Origin of the sequence: Rhodococcus sp. PSBB066, assembly GCF_017068255.1 — a bacterium.
Taxonomy (GTDB): domain Bacteria; phylum Actinomycetota; class Actinomycetes; order Mycobacteriales; family Mycobacteriaceae; genus Rhodococcus; species Rhodococcus aetherivorans.
Window position 1 is genome coordinate 1277126 of sequence record NZ_CP070859.1, and the last position, 17522, is coordinate 1294647.

The 17522-nt window shown below is 70.0% G+C and carries 14 protein-coding genes and 1 pseudogene; 5 read left to right on the forward strand and 10 right to left on the reverse strand.

Translation table 11 applies throughout. The features are described 5' to 3' along the window. Positions 1–3: 3 nt before the first annotated feature. Genes JYA75_RS05915 through JYA75_RS05940 form a run of 6 tightly spaced genes read right to left on the reverse strand, consistent with a single transcriptional unit; the run spans position 4 to position 6859 of the window. Positions 4–1287 (reverse strand): TerD family protein, encoded by a 1284-nt coding sequence (locus JYA75_RS05915; protein WP_203329795.1) that lies wholly within the window; start codon positions 1285–1287, stop codon positions 4–6. Between the two features lie 17 nt (positions 1288–1304). After that, complete coding sequence (locus JYA75_RS05920) at positions 1305–2147, reverse strand: HAD family hydrolase (RefSeq protein WP_203330155.1); 843 nt, start codon at positions 2145–2147, stop codon at positions 1305–1307. A gap of 35 nt (positions 2148–2182) precedes the next feature. Further along, on the reverse strand, positions 2183–3289 hold the full coding sequence (locus JYA75_RS05925; protein ID WP_006941747.1) for a cysteine protease StiP family protein: 1107 nt from the start codon (positions 3287–3289) through the stop codon (positions 2183–2185). Next, complete coding sequence (locus tag JYA75_RS05930; RefSeq protein ID WP_203329796.1) at positions 3286–4554, reverse strand: phosphoribosyltransferase family protein; 1269 nt, start codon at positions 4552–4554, stop codon at positions 3286–3288. Before JYA75_RS05930 ends, JYA75_RS05925 begins: the two co-directional genes overlap by 4 nt. Then, on the reverse strand, positions 4551–5741 hold the full coding sequence (locus JYA75_RS05935) for an HpcH/HpaI aldolase/citrate lyase family protein (RefSeq protein WP_029546599.1): 1191 nt from the start codon (positions 5739–5741) through the stop codon (positions 4551–4553). Before JYA75_RS05935 ends, JYA75_RS05930 begins: the two co-directional genes overlap by 4 nt. Further along, complete coding sequence (locus JYA75_RS05940; RefSeq protein ID WP_203330156.1) at positions 5738–6859, reverse strand: hypothetical protein; 1122 nt, start codon at positions 6857–6859, stop codon at positions 5738–5740. The genes JYA75_RS05935 and JYA75_RS05940 overlap by 4 nt, the downstream gene beginning before the upstream one ends. Positions 6860–7093: 234 nt before the next feature. On the opposite strand from JYA75_RS05940, the gene JYA75_RS05945 reads away from it, so the two are divergent. From JYA75_RS05945 to JYA75_RS05960, 4 genes are all read left to right on the forward strand, one after another. Beyond that, the gene (locus JYA75_RS05945; protein ID WP_006941734.1) at positions 7094–7669 is read left to right on the forward strand and encodes a TerD family protein; all 576 of its coding nucleotides are present in this window, start codon (positions 7094–7096) and stop codon (positions 7667–7669) included. Positions 7670–7795: 126 nt separating this feature from the next. Beyond that, a complete protein-coding gene (locus JYA75_RS05950) occupies positions 7796–8881 on the forward strand; it encodes a DUF475 domain-containing protein (RefSeq protein ID WP_006941733.1) in 1086 nt (361 codons plus the stop codon). An 81-nt stretch (positions 8882–8962) separates the two neighbouring features. Next, on the forward strand, positions 8963–9649 hold the full coding sequence (locus tag JYA75_RS05955; protein WP_203329797.1) for a tellurium resistance protein: 687 nt from the start codon (positions 8963–8965) through the stop codon (positions 9647–9649). 113 nt (positions 9650–9762) lie between these two features. Continuing rightward, on the forward strand, positions 9763–11790 hold the full coding sequence (locus JYA75_RS05960; RefSeq protein WP_006941730.1) for a TerD family protein: 2028 nt from the start codon (positions 9763–9765) through the stop codon (positions 11788–11790). A 34-nt stretch (positions 11791–11824) separates the two neighbouring features. Here the strand turns inward: JYA75_RS05960 and JYA75_RS05965 are convergent, their stop codons facing one another. Further along, positions 11825–12826 (reverse strand): MBL fold metallo-hydrolase, encoded by a 1002-nt coding sequence (locus JYA75_RS05965; RefSeq protein WP_203329798.1) that lies wholly within the window; start codon positions 12824–12826, stop codon positions 11825–11827. Between the two features lie 124 nt (positions 12827–12950). Here JYA75_RS05965 and JYA75_RS05970 point away from each other — a divergent pair. Beyond that, a pseudogene (locus JYA75_RS05970) lies at positions 12951–13957 on the forward strand (NAD-dependent epimerase/dehydratase family protein). Positions 13958–13964: 7 nt separating this feature from the next. Here JYA75_RS05970 and JYA75_RS05975 read toward each other — a convergent pair. From JYA75_RS05975 to JYA75_RS05985, 3 genes are all read right to left on the reverse strand, one after another. Next, the gene (locus JYA75_RS05975) at positions 13965–15794 is read right to left on the reverse strand and encodes a sugar phosphate isomerase/epimerase and 4-hydroxyphenylpyruvate domain-containing protein (RefSeq protein WP_006941727.1); all 1830 of its coding nucleotides are present in this window, start codon (positions 15792–15794) and stop codon (positions 13965–13967) included. Between the two features lie 153 nt (positions 15795–15947). Continuing rightward, a complete protein-coding gene (aroQ, locus tag JYA75_RS05980) occupies positions 15948–16406 on the reverse strand; it encodes a type II 3-dehydroquinate dehydratase (RefSeq protein ID WP_006941726.1) in 459 nt (152 codons plus the stop codon). A 55-nt stretch (positions 16407–16461) separates the two neighbouring features. Then, a complete protein-coding gene (locus JYA75_RS05985) occupies positions 16462–17457 on the reverse strand; it encodes a LacI family DNA-binding transcriptional regulator (protein ID WP_050036087.1) in 996 nt (331 codons plus the stop codon). Positions 17458–17522 lie beyond the last annotated feature (65 nt).

Sequence of the window (17522 nt, forward strand, 5' to 3'; positions counted from 1 at the left end):
GCGTCAGGACACCAGGAACCGGCCGAGCTGCGGCGCGGCCTCCCCGGGATGCTTGGCCTGGATGCCCTCGCCGATCGCCTGAAGCTTCCAGTCCTGCCCCTGCCGGTACACCTTGGCCATCACCATGCCGGTGAACGGCATACCGCCCTGCAGGGTGTAGCGGGCCAGCTCGGCGTTGTTGGTGCCGTCCACCAGCCGGCAGAACGCGTTCGCGACCTGCTCGAAGGTGTGCCCCTTGTACGAGGTGACGATGAACATGACCGTCGTGATGTGGGCCGGGACCCGGGTGAGGTCGACGAGCACGACCTCGTCGTCGCCGGCGCCCTCGCCGGTGAGGTTGTCGCCCTGGTGCTGGACCGAGCCGTCCTTGGACCGCAGCTGGCCGTAGTACGCGACGTCGACGAGGTTCTGGTCGGCGAACAGCACGGCCGACGCGTCGAGGTCGATGTCGGCGGCACGGTTGCCGAACAGACCGCGCTTCGCGATCGGATCCCAGCCCAGCCCCATGCGCAGGTAGGTCAGGGCCACACCGCCCTCCTTGCGGAGGGTGACCTTCTGGCCCTTGACGAGGCTGACCGGCCGGCTCTTGGTGAGGCTGACCTCGGGCTGGGCGTCCTGCGCCGGCTGCGGCGCGGAGGCCTGCACGTACGGCTGCGGCGGGGCCGGCTGCTGGTAGGGCTGCTGAGCAGAAGGCGGCGGCGTGGAGTAGGCCGGCGGTACGGGCGGCGCGGCCGGGACCGACGGCGGCACGGGCTGAGCCGTTTGCGGCGCCGCCGCGGGCGCGTCGTCGACGCTCACCCCGTGATCGGTCACGAGCGCGGCGAACCCGCCCGCGTATCCTTGGCCGACGGCCCGCACCTTCCACGCGCCCTGCCGCCGGTACAGCTCGAGGGCGATCACGATCGACTCGCTGCTCAGCCCGTCGATCCGGTACTCGTAGAGGACGTTGCCCGCGGTGTCGGAGACCCGCGCTGACGGCGGGGCGAAGCGACCGAAGCTGCTCGACGCGTCGTCGAGGGTGATGACCGCGCGCACCTGGTCGATGTCTGCCGGCACCTGGTTCAGCGACACGGCCAGCGACGCGGCCTGCCCGGGAGCGCCCGGCACGAGCCGCACCCCCGGCCCTCTCGGCTGGTTGAAGAAGACGAAGTCGGCGTCGGAGCGCACCTTGCCGTCGGCCTTGACCAACAGGGCAGACAGGTCGGCCGGGGTGGTCAGCTCGAGCGAGACGACGACGTCGGTGGCGGTGAGGGGGCCGTTCTGACCCTTGGCGAGAGATACGGGCACGGGAGGGGTCCTCACTGTTACTGGAAACTCTGTCTTGGGGAACATGGAGCGTCACTGCCACTGTACGAACCCGCGCCGATCCGGGCGTATCGGGCGAACCAGGCCAGGATCTCCTCGCCGGCCCGGATCCCCGTTTCCCGGGTCACCGTCACCGTCGGGTGCCGCCAGTCCAGCGCCTCGAGTTCGCCGTGCCTCGGCCGGATCGCGGCGTCGGCGGCGATCAGCATCTCGGCGTCGAGCGCTCCGTCCCCGGCGGCGAGTACCGCGGCATCCGGGGGGAGCGTTCCGTCGGCGACCAGGCGCCGGCGGACCTCGGCGACGGCCTTGCTCTTGCACACCGCCGACGGCATCGTGTACAGCTTGCGGCCCTGCTGCGAGGCGCTCCACCCGCGGCCGCGGCACCAGTGGTCCCATTCGTCGAGGAATCCGACCGGCTGGGCGGCGACGTCGATCACGAGATAGCAGAACAGCTCGTCGGCGATGCGGAACTTGTGCACCCAGTCGTCGGAGACGCGGCGCCGCAGTTCGGCGGTGACCTCGTCGAGTCCGGCGCCCTCGGCGCGCACGCCCGCGTCCACCGCCTGCCGCCACCCGGTGTCCGGCACACCGTCGGCGAGGATCACGCCGCCGTTGCTGGCGATCGCGTAGCGCCACGGTGCGCCGGGCAGCGCGATGCGCCGGAACTGTTCCGGGGTGCGCGTGGTGGTCGGCACCACCACCGCGGCGGCGGCCAGGTCGCGCAGGCGCTGCGCGGACGTGACGGTCAGGTACGACAGGGGCGCACCGTCGTAGTGCTCGACACACACCAGATCGCGGTCGACGACGGGCGATTCGCCCATCGCGGCGCGCGAGTAGATCATCGTGCGGTCGAGGTCGGTCGCGACGAGGGCGGTGGTCACGGCAGATCCTTGATCAGTCCCATGCAGGAATACGCCAGGTCGGGAACCGTTTCGACCGGCACGTCGCGGGCTGCGGCGAGCATCCGGATGTGCGCGTGCTCCTCGGCATCGGCCTCGCGGACCAGCACCCGCCACGGCACGCGCCGCAACAGCACCCGGGTGGTCTCACCGACACCGGGCTTGACGTAGTTGACGGTGGAGATGCCGTACTCGGCCCGTACCCTCTCCACCGACTCCCAGCCCGCCCACGTGGGGGTGCGGTCGGACCGCAGGATGTCCCCGGCGGCGGTGACTGCGGCGTCCCGGTCGCCGAATTCCGCGGCGACGGTGTCGAGGAGGACGGCCGAGACGTCCTCGCCGGCAAGTTCGGCGTAGAACTTGGCGCCGTGGAACTCGCCCGGGCCGATCAGGGTTTCGTTGAGGACGGTGCGTGAGACCAGGCCGGAGACAGTGGAATTCAGGCACGCCGAGGCAATGAGGAAGTCGTCGCGGGTGCCGTAGGTCCGCACGCAGTACCCGGGGTCGGCGAGCACGGCGAGGTCGCCGGAGAGTTCCGGACCGCCCGCGGCCCGGTACTCGGCCAGGGCCGCCGCGAGTTCGCGGGCGATGGCGCCCTTGCCGGTCCAGCCGTCGACGAACACCACCGAGGCCGGATCGTGACGCGCCGTCACGTGGTCGAGGGCGGCGACGTCGATGCCACGGCCCCGCACGATCGACACCGCGTAGTGCGGCAGGTCCAGCCCGTGGTGCCGCTGCGCCCAGCGACGGATCAGGATGCCGACGGGAGTGCCTGCGCGGGCCAGTGATACGAGCGTCAGGTCCCGGCCCCGTTCGGCGAGCAGCAGTTCGGTGACCGTACCGACGGCGTGGGCGAGGCGCCCCGCCGTCGCGGCGAGCACCTTGTCGAACAGCTCGCGGTAGGCGGCATCGGGTTGGTATTCGATCGGCAGCGTCTCGGCGTAGTGGGCGAGACCCGACTGGATGCGGCGCTCGCGCTCGGCGATGTCGGCCTCGAGGGCGACGTGCGAGAGGTCCTTGAGGAGCCACCGCACCTCGTCCGGGGCGTAGGAGCCGAAGTCGGGTCCGGCCAGCGGAACGGTCATCGTCCCTCCCGGGCGGCGCGCAGCACCGACGGGTCGGTGGCGGGCACGACGGCGACGACCACGTCCTCCCCGGCGGCGGTCAGCACGTCGAGCAGGCCCCCGTCGGCGCGGAGGCGATCGGTGTCGGCGGGATCGTCGAGCACCAGCAGCAGCCGTGCCCGTTCCTCCGGCCACCGCGCGTTGTACAGATAACGCGGGACGTCGTCGGGTTCGGGTGCGGCGAACATGAATCCGCGGCGCAGGGGGTAGCAGGGCACGTCCCGGACGTACGCGGGGGAGCGGGTGGTGGTCTGGAACCGCGTGGGGATCCCCCGGCGGGCGAGTGCGTCGGCGATGCGCAGCGGCAGGTACATCAGTTCCTCGTGGCCCACGACGACGACCGGCCGTCCCGGTCCGAGGGCGGTGGCCACGGCCTCGGTCGCGTGCGCGATCGCGGCGTCGAAAGCCGCGGTGTCGGTGCGCAGGAAGCCGTGCCGCCCGCCGTCGGGCACGGTCGCCGGCCACGGCAACGTCACGAATTCCACGGAGCCTCGTTGTGAGGCAACGGGATTCATATCCGGATCGGGCAGCGCGGCGACCCGCTCGACGAGTCCGTCGGGAAGGATCGTGTGTCCCGCCGCGAGGCTCACGTGGTCGATCCGGGTGCCGAGTTCGGCGGCCGCCTCGTCGACCGCCCGACGGTGATCGGCGGTGCGCATGTCCACCAGCGACGCGACGACGTACCGGGCGCGGGGACTGTGCCGGTGCAGGGACCGGATCGCGTCGACGGCGGTGGCGCCGGTGGAGATCTCGTCGTCCACCAGGATCAGCGGTGCGTCGTTCGCGAACAGCTCCGGCGACGTCGGCTGGAGCAGGTGCGACGTGGCGTGCGAGTGGCCCTCCTCGAACCCGGCGAAGGTGCCGGCGCCGGGCACGTCACGCCGGGTGGAGTGCAGGTAGCAGCGCGCTCGCAGCCGGCTGGCCACACAATGACCCAGGCCCGTTGCGGTTTCGGCGAATCCGAGTACGACCGTGTCGTGCGCGGCGGAGCCCAGCAGGTCCGCGACGAGATCGCCGAGCCGGTCACCCGCGCCGATGACCGCGGCCGGGTCGGTGGGAATGTGCTTGCCGAGCACCGTGGAGACCAGCAGGTGTGCGCGACGGGGGTTGCGGCGCAGCCCCGGCACGACGAGGTCCGGCACGGTGTCGCCGGTCGCCGAGTCGAAGTGCTGCAGTTCCAGGCCGAATTGCTCCGTCGCCCAGGGTGACTGCAACCCCGCGGTCACCGGTCCACCAAGGCCGTCAGCAGGTCCACGAAAGTGACTCCCTTGTTGGTGACGCCGAACACCGAGGCGCGCAGCAACGTCTGCTGCGCCCAGGTGCGGTGCGGACGCCGCTCGTTCATCTTGTTGCGGTAACCGGAGGCCTGCACGCCACCTGCGTCGCCGCCGAGGATGTCGACCGCGTCGTGGTACTCCTCGTGGGTGACCGCGGACAAGGCGTGCACCGCGGCCACATGGGAGGGATGGATCACGGTCTTGCCCTGGATGCCGTTCGCCCGGTCGAGGGCGATCTCGCGGAGCAGCCCGTCGAGATCCCGGCTGACGAGCTGCTGGCGGAACATCACCGCGTCGTGCTCGGCGAACGGCGTGGCCCGCAGCATCGGGCGGAACATGCGCTCGTGATCGGCGAAGTACTCCCAGACGGGACCGGTGATGACGAATCCGGTGCCGTCGGTGCGGCCGAGGTAGTTGACGACATCCGCAATGACGTCGACGACCACGCGCACGTCGTAGATGGTCAGGTCGCGGTCGCGGCGGATGCCGAACGTGCCGCACATGTCGGTGGCCCCGATCCGTACCGCCAGCACCCGGTCACGGTGCCCGGCGAGCAGTGCCGCGATCTGCTGCAGCTCGCCGTCGCGGGTCTGCCGGTGCACCAGCTCGGCGGACTCGAGCACCGGCATCGCGTACAGGTGCTTGCCGAGCCGCTCGGACGCCGCCGCCACCGCATCGAGGAAGGCCGGCCCCGACGCCGCGGTGAACTTGGGCAGAACGAATCCGGTCAACGCGGTGACGCCGGGCCCCAGGATGTCGGCGATGCGGTCGACACCGTCGGGGGTGCGCACCCGGACGAACAGCAGCATCGTCGCGGCCGCGGTGCCGGCGAGCTCGTCGAGGGTGGCGACCGCGTTGCGCAGGCCGTCCTCGACCTCGTGATCGGCGACGGCGTCCTCGAGGTCGATCACCATCGAGGCGACACCCTCGCGGGCTCGGCGGGCGATCGTGGCGGTCAGATCCGCGCGGGTGGCCGGGACGTACAGGGTGGCCCCGAGCGCGACGGCGAGCCGATCGCGCTCGTCGGCATCGGAGAATGCCTGCGGCGGATGCAGGAACAGCGTGTCCCGGGTCGCGCGGTCCATGTGGTGGAAATGGTGCATCGTGCGCATATCGGCGAAGGTTCCCCCACTCATGCCTCTTCCGTTCGTCCTCTCAGTCGTTGCACCACGCCGGCGATGAAGCGCGAAACGGCGTCGAGCTCCCGCACGTACGCCCAGTAGTCGGGGTGTACGCCGGTGAGCGAACCGACTGCCCTGTCGATCCGATCGAGCTGCGCGTCGAGCACCGATCCCCATTCTGCGGTCAACCCCCGTTGCACCGCGAGTTGTTGCGCGTCGCGCAGACGGAACCGTACCTGCTCCACCTTCGCGGCCGGATCACGGCGGACCGCGCGGAGGACGGACAGCCGCTCGGTGACGGCGTCGACGTAGCGTTCCGCCTGGGTGAGCGATGCCCGGGCCGCCGCGGTCAGCTCGAGCGCCTGCTCGGGCCGGTTCCCGGCCGAAGCCGTTCGCGCCGCGGTCACGTCGGCGTCGGCCCGGTCGAGGAACTCGCGGGCGGCGCGCTCGTTGCCGGACAGGTCGGCGGAGCTGGCCGCGTTGAACTCCCGCAGCAGGGCCGAGAACGCCGGCGCCAGGCTCTCGGCGCGGGTGCGGACCGCCGACAGGCGGGTGGTGACGGATGCCACAGCTTTCCGGGCGGACTCGGCCTTGTCCGGCGCCTGCGCGAGGGCGCGACGCAGGGCGGTGGCCGCCTCCTCGGCCCGCCGCGCCGCCGTTCGGACGGCGCCGGTTCCCACCGCCGAATCCAGGGCGCGGACCTCCGCGTCGAGCACGTTCGCCGCGGCCCGCACGGACGGATAGTCGGCGTATGCGGCGTGCTCGGGCGCGTCCACCAGCGCCGCCGCAGCCTGCGCCTCGGTGCGGACCTGCCGGGCGAGCTGCGGGACGGTCTGTGCCACCGCGACCGAATGCTCGAGGTGTGCGCGGTGGCGATCGTAGAACTGGTCGAGGGTGCGGGTGGCGAGACCGATCTGCTGCAGAGCCTGTTCGTAGGCCGGGGCGGGAGCGAGCGGATCGGTCGGTTCGGTGCGGGCGAGGTGCAGGTACGTCTCGGCCGCGCGGTAACAGGCTTCGCGGACGGGCTCCCACTCGCGGCGCAGGCCGCGCTGCGGCGCGAAGTCGTGCGAGGCCGTGACGCCGGCCTCGGCGACGGACTGGCGGCGGTCCATGTCGAGGAACGCGGCGACCATCGCGTCGTAGGCGCCACGGGCCACCGGATCGTCGGTGCTCCCACCGCCGAAGAGGCGGCGCGTCCATCGGCTCGCCACGCCCCGAATGGTACTGGTCCGCGCGGTTCGGCCCCGTGCGCGCGCCCCGAGCATGGGGCGTCGGCGCGGAACAGCTATTAGGGTGGAGTGACACGCGCAAATCGGGCGTGCCCGCCCGGGCACCTCGTCCGGACCGACAGATCGAAAGGACCCCGCATGGGCGTCAGCTTGACCAAGGGCGGCAATGTTTCCCTCACCAAGGAAGCGCCGAACCTCACCGCCGTGGCCGTCGGCCTCGGCTGGGACATCCGCAGCACCACCGGTGCCGACTTCGACCTCGATGCCAGCGCGATCGCGACCGGCGCCGACAAGAAGGTCGTCTCGGACCAGCACTTCGTCTTCTTCAACAACCTCAAGTCCCCGGACGGCTCGATCGAGCACATCGGCGACAACCGCACGGGCGAGGGCGAGGGCGACGACGAGGTCGTCAACGTCGACCTGAGCGCCGTGCCGGCCAACATCGAGAGCATCTTCTTCCCGGTCTCGATCTACGACGCCGACTCCCGCAGCCAGTCGTTCGGACAGGTCCGCAACGCGTACATCCGCGTCGTCGACCGCGCCAACGGCAACGAGCTCGCCCGCTACGACCTGTCGGAGGACGCCTCCACCGAGACCGCCATGGTCTTCGGTGAGCTGTACCGGCACGGTGCGGAGTGGAAGTTCCGCGCCATCGGCCAGGGCTACGCGTCCGGCCTGGCGGGCATCGCCCGCGACTACGGCGTCAACGTCTGACGTCGCATCCGGATTCCGGATCCGGCCCCCGGCTTCGTCGCCGGGGGCCGCTTTCCTTGGTTCACCGATAATTTGCTGCAGTAACCACCCTGCACCGCCCCGATCCAGACAGAAAGGCCACGCTTCGTGGTTCTGCGCATCTTCGGCATATCGTTTGCCGTCACCGTCGTCTCCCTGGTGGTCGCCTTCCTCTACGGCGGACCCCAGGCCCTGTTCCTCGCCGCGATCCTCGGCATCCTCGAGGTCTCGCTCTCGTTCGACAACGCGGTCATCAACGCCACCGTGCTGCAGCGGATGAGCGAATTCTGGCAGAAGATCTTCCTCACCATCGGCATCCTCATCGCCGTGTTCGGCATGCGGCTGATCTTCCCGCTGCTCATCGTGTGGATCGCCTCCGGCCTCGGTCCGATCGAGGCACTCGACCTCGCCTTGAACCCGCCGCCGAACGACGCCGCGTACTTCCCCGACGGCAGCCCCAGCTACGAGACCATCATCACCGACGCCCACCCGCAGATCGCCGGGTTCGGTGGCATGTTCCTGCTGATGCTGTTCCTGAACTTCATCTTCGAGGAACGCGAGATCAAGTGGCTGGCCTGGCTCGAGCGTCCGCTCGCGCGGGCCGGCAAGCTGGACCAGCTCGAGGTCGTCACCGCCTCGGTGCTGCTGGTGCTGACCGCCACGATCCTCGCTCCCGAGGACAAGGTCTCCACCGTGATGATCGCCGGCGTGCTCGGCATGATCACCTACATCGTCGTCAACGGGCTCGGCGAGCTGTTCCACATCCCCGAGGAAGAGGAAGAGCCGACGGGCGGGCCCACCCAGCTGGCCAAGGCCACCGGCAAGGCCGGGTTCTTCCTGTTCCTCTACCTCGAGGTGCTCGACGCGTCGTTCTCCTTCGACGGCGTGATCGGCGCGTTCGCCATCACCTCGGACCCGATCATCATCGCCCTGGGCCTCGGTTTCATCGGCGCGATGTTCGTCCGCTCGATCACGGTGTTCCTCGTCCGCAAGGGCACCCTCTCGGAGTACCGCTACCTCGAGCACGGCGCGCACTGGGCGATCGGTGCGCTCGCGTTCATCCTGCTGTACTCGATCGGCCATCACGTGAACGAGATCGTCACGGGTCTCGTGGGGGTCGCGCTCATCGGTGCCGCGTTCGCCAGCAGCATCCGCCGCAATCGTCAGGAGGCGAAGGCGACCGTCGCCGCCTGACCGCACGACTTCGATGGGAATCCTCGATCGGTTCGAGCGATCGAGGGTTCCCATCTTCGTATCCAGGGAAAGGTCTTACCCATGGCAATCGATTACACCCGACCCTCGAAGAACCCCGGCGACAAGCAGGGCGGAGTCGGCCTGAGCAAGATCAGCCTCACCAAGGCCGCTCCGACGGTCGGCCTCGCCAAGTCCGGAGCGGAGCGAGGGATCACCCAGGTGAACCTGAACTGGTCCCAGGGCGGATCCCCGACCCCACGGAAGCAGGGGTTCCTCGCCAAGCTCACGGGTGGCGCGACGGGCCGCGGCATCGACCTCGACCTCGCCTGCCTCTACGAGCTTGCCGACGGCTCCAAGGGCGTCGTCCAGGCCCTCGGGAACAGCTTCGGTGCGCTGGAGAAACCCCCGTTCATCGCACTCGACGGCGACGACCGGACCGGCGCCGTATCCGGCGGTGAGACCATGCGCATCGACCTGGGCCAACCCGAACGATTCCGGCGGATCCTGATCTTCGCGATGATTTACGAGGGCGCCCCGAACTGGGCTGCCGTGGACGGTGTCGTCACCCTCACTCCGCCCTCCGGACCGCAGATCGAGGTGCGCCTCGACTCGCCGAACAATGGCGCACGCATCTGTGCCATCGCGATGCTGCAGAACACCGGCCGCGAGATCAGCGTCTCGCGGCTCGTCGAGTACGTCGACGGCAGCCAGTCCGACCTCGATCGTGCTTACGGTTGGGGCATGAACTGGGCCCCGGGCCGCAAGTAGCACCATCGCGCCCGATGGTGGCATTCGGCTGCAACGAATATCGGGCCGACAGCGATCCCTTCAGAGGTTCACCCCTTCGGGTGGAACGATGCCGACTACTCAGGGGGTTTGCCGTGACATCTCCGATTCTGTCCAAGGGACAGAACATCACTCTGCCGAGTGACCTGTCGCAGATCGACGTGGTCGTCGGGTGGGTCGAATCGGAGGTCGAGGTCGACGCTTCGGCGCTGCTGCTCGGCTCCGAACGAAAGGTACGTTCGGACGCGGACTTCGTCTTCTACAACCAGCCGGAGTCCGCCGACGGGTCCGTACGGTTCCTCGGCACGAGTACAACCGAAGAAGGAGCGCAGGCGCGGATCGCTGTCGTTCTCTCGGACGTGCCCGCCGACGTACACACGGTGGCGCTCGCGGGAAGCCTCGGTACCGGGAGATTCGGAGACCTGGGCAAGCTCACCCTGCGAGTGGTCGACCCTGCAGGGCATCCGGTGGCGGAGTACGTGACCGCAGATGCGACCAGCGAAGCTGCCTTCGTTTTCGGGGAGATCTATCGGCGCAACGGCGAATGGAAGGTCCGTGCTGTCGGGCAAGGATGGGATTCCGGTCTGTCCGCGCTCGCGACGGATTTCGGCGTCGACATCGACGAGGAACCGGGGGGACCGTCGCACGACGCCGGTGACACCGTCTCAGTGCGCGACTCCGCTCACACCGATGCCGGGGAGGCACCGACCGCTCCGGTCGCGGATGTCATCGAGGACCACGCCGGCACATCCGCCGCACCTTCAGCGAAGCGGCGCGGCGTACGAACCACCAGGCGAGTTGTCACAAAGGCGAAGCCGATCGATTTCAAGCTCGCAGAGCACGACGCCTGGCAACCTGCGCGACTCTTCTCCGTAGCTGGAGTGGGTAGCGGCGAAGAGCAGGAACGCAGGGCAACGTCCGCGCTTGTTGCGGCTATGCAGGCGGTACGTCCTTTCGCCCGTGCCATCTGTTCCCGAGTCGGGGCGCCGGCAGGTGCGTTCGAGGGTTATTGCGAAGTGCAGTACGCCCAGGGCGAGTCGAAGGTGATTCCCGACGCCGTGCTGAAGGTGTCGCGTGGCGCCAAACTCTGGACCGCGTTGCTCGAGGTCAAGACGGGGAACGGCAAGCTCAGACGGGAACAGTTGGAGAACTATCTCGATGTCGCGCGGAAGAACAAGTACGACGTCGTCGTGAGTCTTTCGAACGACATTCCTGCCAGTGCGGGAGAGCTTCCCATCGAGGTCGACCGCCGCAAACTCGCCAAGGTGGCCCTGCGGCATCTGTCCTGGTCGGAGGTAGCGCACGAAGCTCGCATGCTTCTGTCCCACGGCGGTGTCGACGATGCGCTGCAGGCGTGGATTCTCGGTGAGTTTCTTCGCTACCTGGACCACCCCCGGTCCGGTGCGGCCGAGTTCGTCGACATGGGACGCCATTGGGTTGGGGTCCGAGATGCCGTCGCGTCAGGAACTTTGCGTGCGGGCGACAAGAAGGCGGCAGCAGTGGCGGACACGTGGGTGTCCTTGGCGCGGCATCTTGCGCTTCGTTTGACCGCTGAATTGGGAGTGACGGTCAAACACGTTCTACCTCGGCGATACAACAACGACCCGAGTGCACGAAACGCCTACTTCGCAGAAAAGCTGGCGTCCGAGGGGACTCTCGAGGCCCTTCTCCGTATTCCGGAAACAGCCGGTGATCTCGTGGTAGTGGCCGATCTCCGCACCAACCGTGTCCGCTGCCGGACCACCATCGATGCTCCTGACGAAGGCACTTCGGCACGTCGATTGTCCTGGTTGCTGAGGCAACTGAAGGACGCACCGGGTGATGTCCAAGTGGAAGCAGTCTTCTCCGAGCGCGGAAACGAAGCCTGCGAGCATCTCGACGCCGTCCGTGCCGATTCCAAGATCCTCACCGAGGGGAGGGACGGCCGGATCGTCAGCTTCACCCTTCAGCAGGGCTTCCCTATGGGAGGCCGACGGTCGGGAACTGCCGCCGGATTCATCACCAGCGTGACCTCTTCCACCGACTCGTTCTATGCCGGTGTCGTCCAGCCCCTGAGGGGGTGGGTGCCGGCTGCTCCCAAACCGGCACCTCTCGGCGAACCGGCTGCTTCCGAGTTCGAATAGGCCCGGGGGAGGGCTCGCCCTACCGGCGGGCCCTTCATCGTTTCGCGGACAACTCGCGCAGCAGCGTCTCGGCGTCGGCGAACGCCCGCGCCCGTCGCACGACGGTCGGCGCCGCCGGCGGATGCCCGTCCCACCCGTAGAACAGCGTGCTCAGGCTCAGGACGATCCGCTCCGGGTGGATCCAGTCGCCCCACCGGACGAATTCGGGATCCCGCACCAGCTGCCGGGCCGCCTCGAGCGGCCCGGCGCCGCGCGCGTACTGTTCCCGGCCGGCCTGCTCGAGCCACACCCAGTAGGCGCGCAACTCGCGGATCTCCGCGGGTCCGCACAGCGGCCCGTGACCGGGCACGTAGAGGTCCGCGTCCAGGGCCAGCAGCCGGTCGATCGCGGCGAGCCAGTTCTCCAGCGGCCCGTGCCACAGGATCGGGGTCGAGCCGATGAACAGCAGATCGCCGGCGAACACGATGCCGGCGTCCGGCACGTGCGCGATGAGGTCCCCGGCGGTGTGGCACGGCCCGAGGCGCTCGAGCTGGACCGGACGTTGCCCCACATCGAGCCGCAGGATTGTGTCGAAGGTGTGGTCGGGCAGCCGAGGCGATCGCAGCGGCAGGCGGGCGCCGCCCGGCACCCGGCGCATGTAGGCGGCCGCGGCGCCCAGCATCCCGGGCAGCGCGGCGAGCGGACGTCCGGCCGCCGCGAGCGCCGCCACCGCGGCGGGAGGGAGATCCTCGCGCATGCCGCGCAGCGCGGCCGCACTCGTCGTGATGCGAGCCGTCGCCGGAAGCGTGTCGTTGCCCCACCAGTGGTCGCCGTCGGAATGGGTGTTGACGGCCTCGGTGATCGGTGCCCGCGACACCAGCGGCTGCTGTGCCTCGGCGATCCGCCGCGCCAGCCGCGTGTCCCACGCGGTGTCCACGACCAGCGACGCCGTGCCCGCATCGACGACGAGACCGGTGTTCGCTTCTCCCCAGCCGCCCGGCGTCCGTACAACCGCCCACACCCCGTCGCCGATCTGCGTCAACCCGCCGTCGCCCACCGTTCGCCCCCCGTCCGCAGTGGCGGTGAGTCTAACCGCACGAGCCGGACCGTGGTTTGCCCCCGGCCCGGCCCGGGAACGCGGTATGAATCGCACGGACGGCGTCACGAGCGAAGGGGATCCCATGGGAACGACGGTTGCGGTCACCGGTCCCACCGGCGAGATCGGCAGGGCCGCGGTCGCGGCCCTCGAACAGGACCCGCGCATCGACCGGATCCTCGGCATGGCGCGAGGCCCGTTCGATCCTGCCCGGCAGGGCTGGACCAAGACCGAGTACCGGCAGGGCGACATCCTCGACCGCGGCGCCGTCGACGCCCTGGTCGCGGAGGCCGACGTCTCGTCGTGCACCTGGCCTTCGTCATCATGGGCTCGCGCGCCGAGAGTCACCGGATCAACATCGCCGGGACCCGCAACGTCTTCAAGGCGACGGTTGCCGCCGCCCGGCCGCGGCGTCTCGTGTACACCTCGTCCGTCGCCGCGTACGGATACCACCCCGACAATCCGACCCCGCTCTCCGAGGACGTGCCCACGCGTGGCTCGCACGAGCACTACTACTCCGAACAGAAGGCCCAACTCGAGCGGGTGCTCGACGAGGTCACCCGCGGATCGGACCTCGAGGTGTTCGTGCTGCGGCCCTGCATCGTCGCGGGGCCGCACGCGACCGCCCTGGCCGATGCCATGCCGTGGCGGCAGGTCGCCGGGCATCTGCCCGGCGCCGTGCGGAAGGCCGCCGGCGCCCTGCCCCTGCCGCGCCCGGTGTTCCCCGACCCCGGTCATCCGCTCCAGCTCGTGCACCACGACGACGTCGCGAGTGCCGTCGTCGCCGCCGTGGCGTCCGAAGGGCCGCCCGGTGCGTACAACATCGCCGGCGACGGGGTGGTGTCGCTGTCGGACGTCGCGGCCGCGCTCGGCGCCCGGCCGATCCGGGTCCCGGCGTCGGTCGCGACGGCCGCGTCGGCCGTGGTTGCGCGGCTGCCGTTCCTGCCCTCGATGGTCGAGTGGATCCACACGGGCCGCACGTCCGTCGTGATGGACACGACGAGGGCCCGGACGCAGCTCGGCTGGCAGCCGCACTACACGAGCGCCCAGACCCTCGCGGCGCTGGCGAGCGCGGTGGGTGGCGCCCGGTAGCAGTGGGTCAGCGTCGTGCGGCCGCGTGCGCGGCCATGCGGATCGGGGCGTTGACCGTGCCGTGACCCCGGTAGCCGCCGCGCCGCTGCACCAGTTCGAAGAACACCCGGGCACTGACGACCTTGGTGAACACCTGGAACAGCTCGCCGCCGTCCTCGTCCCGATCGTAGAGCACGTTGTATTCCCGAAGGGCGGCAAGCATTTCCGGATCCGGAGCCAGGCGCGCATCCAGATCGTCGTAGTAGTTGCGGGGGATCTCGAGCACCGGTGCTCCCGAATCATGCAGGGCGCGAGCGGCTTCCACCGCATCGTCGACACCGAACGCGATGTGCTGGGGGTGCCGCACGCCCGGTGCCCATTCGCCGCGACGGAGCACGGGTGCGACCAGGCCGACCTCGAAACCGTCCGTGGCGAGGACGCGGCTGCGCACCAAGCCGAACGGTCCCGCGTATTCGGCGGCCTCGGCGTCGGTCAGGCCCAGCACCGACCGGTAGAACAGCGTGGCTTCGTCGAATCGGTCGTAGGCCTGGGTCAGCGCGACGTACTCGGTGCACCGCACGCCCACCGCCGTCGTCGGCGTCGTGCCGGTGGGGCGGAAGTCGTTGCGCCAGTTCGCCGGGCCGTCGCTCCGCGACGACAGGAACAGGGCGGTGCCGTCCGGGGAGACCACTGCGGACAACGGTGCCTCACCCGGGCCGACGACCCGCGCCAGCTGCGGTGCCAGCAGCTCGTGGGCGTGCCGGGAGACGGCGCCGACGTCCGCGACCTCGATCCCCAGAGCGGTGACGGCCGCGCCCTCGGCCGCGCTGTGGGCCGGGTTCGAGGTGTTCACCAGCACCCGCGCGTCCCCCTGCTCCCACAGCTCCACCGGCTTGCTGTGATGCTGCCCCGAGTGGGTGAAGCCGAGCGAGGCGAGGGCCGCACGGACCGGCTCCGCAGCGGTGGGCGGAGTTCCGATCTCCGTGAACGCGTGCCCGCGCACCTGTACCGGGTTGGGGTCACCGTCGAGCCGCAGTTCCAGATCGAGCAGCGAGCGCATCGCGTCGATCGCCGTCGGCACCGGCGCCGACTGGCGGAACACATCGTTGAACACCTCCAGCGAGAGCGGCCCGGTGTAACCCGCCGCGAGGACGTGCCCGACGAGTCCGACGAGATCGAACTCGCCCTCGCCCGGGAACACCCGGTAGTGGCGGCTCCACTGCAGGACGTTCATGTCCATCTCCGGTGCGTCGGAGAGTTGCAGGAAGAAGATCTTCTCGCCCGGGATGTCCGCGATGCCGGCGACGTCCTTGGTGCGGGAGAAGATGTGGAAGCTGTCGAGGCACAGCCCGAGGGCCGGATGATCGGCCCGGCGCACGATCTCCCACGAGCGCTGCCAGGTGTTCACGTGGCGGCCCCACGCCAGCGCCTCGAAGGCGATCCGCATGCCCCGCTGCGCTGCCGCATCCGCCAGTTCCCGCAGCTGCGCGGCCGCGAGATCGACATCGTCGACGGTGTGCGGCGACACCGACGAGCACACCAGCACGAGGTCGGTGCCGAGCTGTTCCATCACGTCGAACTTGTGCCGCGCGCGGCGCATGTTGCGGGCGTGGATCTCGGCCGGGACGGCCTCGAAGTCGCGGAAGGGCTGATACAGCGGGATGCTCAGCCCGAGTTCGGCGCAGCGCTCGCGCACCGCCGCGGGGGTGAGCGGGGAGCCGATCAGGTCGGGTTCGAACAGTTCGATGCCGTCGAACCCGGCGTGGGCGGCGGCGACGAGCTTGTCCTCGAGGGTGCCGGACAGGCACACGGTGGCGATTGCCTTGGCGCGCTTGGTCCCAGGACGGGGGTGGGTCATGGTCGGGCTCCTCCACGGTGCCGCCTGTGCGGGCGGACTCGGAATCGGGGACCGGTGCGCGAGGGCGGGTTCGCCCCGCACACCGGTATCGGCAGGGGTGGCTCGCCGCGGGTCGCGCGCGAGGGGACCGGTCTCGGGGTGTGGGGGCGCCGGTTACGCCTGCGCCGTGCGCTGGGCCACGAGCGCGCGCAGCGCCCACTCGTAGCCGGCGACGCCGAGACCCACGATGATCCCGGACGCGACCGGGGAGATGTAGGAGTGGTGGCGGAACCCCTCGCGGGCATGGACGTTGGAGATGTGCAACTCGATGAGCGGTACGTGGGCGCCCTTGATCGCATCGTGCAGGGCCACCGAGGTGTGCGTGTAGGCGCCCGCGTTGAACACCACCCCGAGGGACTCCCCGCGGGCGACCGCGGCGCCGGCGTCGTGGAGGGCGTCGATGAGGACGCCCTCGTGGTTGGACTGCCGGAAGTCGATGTCGACGCCCAGTTCCTTGCCGACGTTGCGGCACAGGGTCTCCACGTCCTCGAGGGTCTGCGCGCCGTACACGCCGGGCTCGCGGGTGCCGAGCAGGTTGAGGTTGGGGCCGTTGAGGACGAGCACCGAGGTCATGGACGAATCTCCTTTGCTTTCTTCGTGTTCCGGGGGCATCTCCCGGCCGGGTCTGTCAGCCGACGGGCAGGCCGGCGGTCACGGTGCTCGAGCGCACGACGAGGTGGGTGCCGAGTTCCACGGGCGCAGCGCGGGGTGTGGTCTTTCCGTCGAGGACGTCGCACAGCAGGTCGATCGCAGTCACGCCGGCCTCGTCGAACGCGAGATGCACGGTGGTCAGCGGCGGCGAGGTCATCTCGCAGAGCCACGAGTCGTCGAACCCGACGACGGAGTAGTCGCGGCCCGCCCGCAGTCCGTGCTCGGCGAAGCCTTGCATGAGGCCGACGGCGGCCTGGTCGTTGTACGCGACGACGGCCGTCGTCCCGGTGCCGACCAGTTCCTCGGCCGCCTTCCGGCCCGCGACGACGAAGTCGGGCTCGAGGGGGCCGAGCACCGTGCCGGTGATGCCCCGGCCGGCGCAGGCCTCCACGAAGGCGGCGCGGCGGCGGCGCTGGGCGAGCCAGTACTCGGGGCCGCCGAGGTAGGTGACGGCGGTGTGCCCGGCGTCGGCGAGATGCTCGACGGCCTCGACCATGCCGTCGTCGGAGGACAGCAGCACGGCGGGCAGATCGCCGGCAGTGTGGTTGACGAGCACGACGGGCGTGACCCGTGCGAGGTCCTCGAGGTCGGTGTCGGACATGCGCGGGGCGATCAGAACCAGTCCGTCGACCTGCCGGGCGATCGCGCGGACGAGGTCCAGCTCGTCCGCGGACCGTCCCTCGCCCGCCGCGACGAAGAGGGAGTAGCCGCGCGCGCGGGCCCGGTCCTGTGCCGACTCGACGGCGGGGCCGAACACGGGGTTGCGGATGTCCGGGACGAGGAAGCCCAGGTTGTGGGTGCGGCCGAGGGCGAGCGAGCGGGCGGTGGGGTTGGGGGTGAAGGACAGTGCCTCCGCGGCGGTGAACACCTTCGCGCGCGTGTCGGGACTGACGGCCTCCGGGCGGGAGAACACGCGTGAGACCGTGGCGGTCGAGACGCCGGCGCGCGCTGCGACCTCGCGAAGCGTCGCCATGGGTTCTCCTCAGGTGTGGGGTCCACCCACTGTGCAAGCGGTTACATCGCTTTGTCAAGCTGCAT

Bases quoted from the DNA above. Each gene is read 5' to 3' on its own strand.
- JYA75_RS05920 (WP_203330155.1), bottom strand. From the start codon at position 2,147: ATGATCTACTCGCGCGCCGCGATGGGCGAATCGCCCGTCGTCGACCGC.
- JYA75_RS05925 (WP_006941747.1), bottom strand. From the start codon at position 3,289: ATGACCGTTCCGCTGGCCGGACCCGACTTCGGCTCCTACGCCCCGGAC.
- JYA75_RS05935 (WP_029546599.1), bottom strand. From the start codon at position 5,741: ATGAGTGGGGGAACCTTCGCCGATATGCGCACGATGCACCATTTCCAC.
- JYA75_RS05940 (WP_203330156.1), bottom strand. From the start codon at position 6,859: ATGGTCGCCGCGTTCCTCGACATGGACCGCCGCCAGTCCGTCGCCGAG.
- JYA75_RS05945 (WP_006941734.1), top strand. From the start codon at position 7,094: ATGGGCGTCAGCTTGACCAAGGGCGGCAATGTTTCCCTCACCAAGGAA.
- JYA75_RS05955 (WP_203329797.1), top strand. From the start codon at position 8,963: ATGGCAATCGATTACACCCGACCCTCGAAGAACCCCGGCGACAAGCAG.
- JYA75_RS05975 (WP_006941727.1), bottom strand. From the start codon at position 15,794: ATGACCCACCCCCGTCCTGGGACCAAGCGCGCCAAGGCAATCGCCACC.
- aroQ (WP_006941726.1), bottom strand. From the start codon at position 16,406: ATGACCTCGGTGCTCGTCCTCAACGGCCCCAACCTCAACCTGCTCGGC.
- JYA75_RS05985 (WP_050036087.1), bottom strand. From the start codon at position 17,457: ATGGCGACGCTTCGCGAGGTCGCAGCGCGCGCCGGCGTCTCGACCGCC.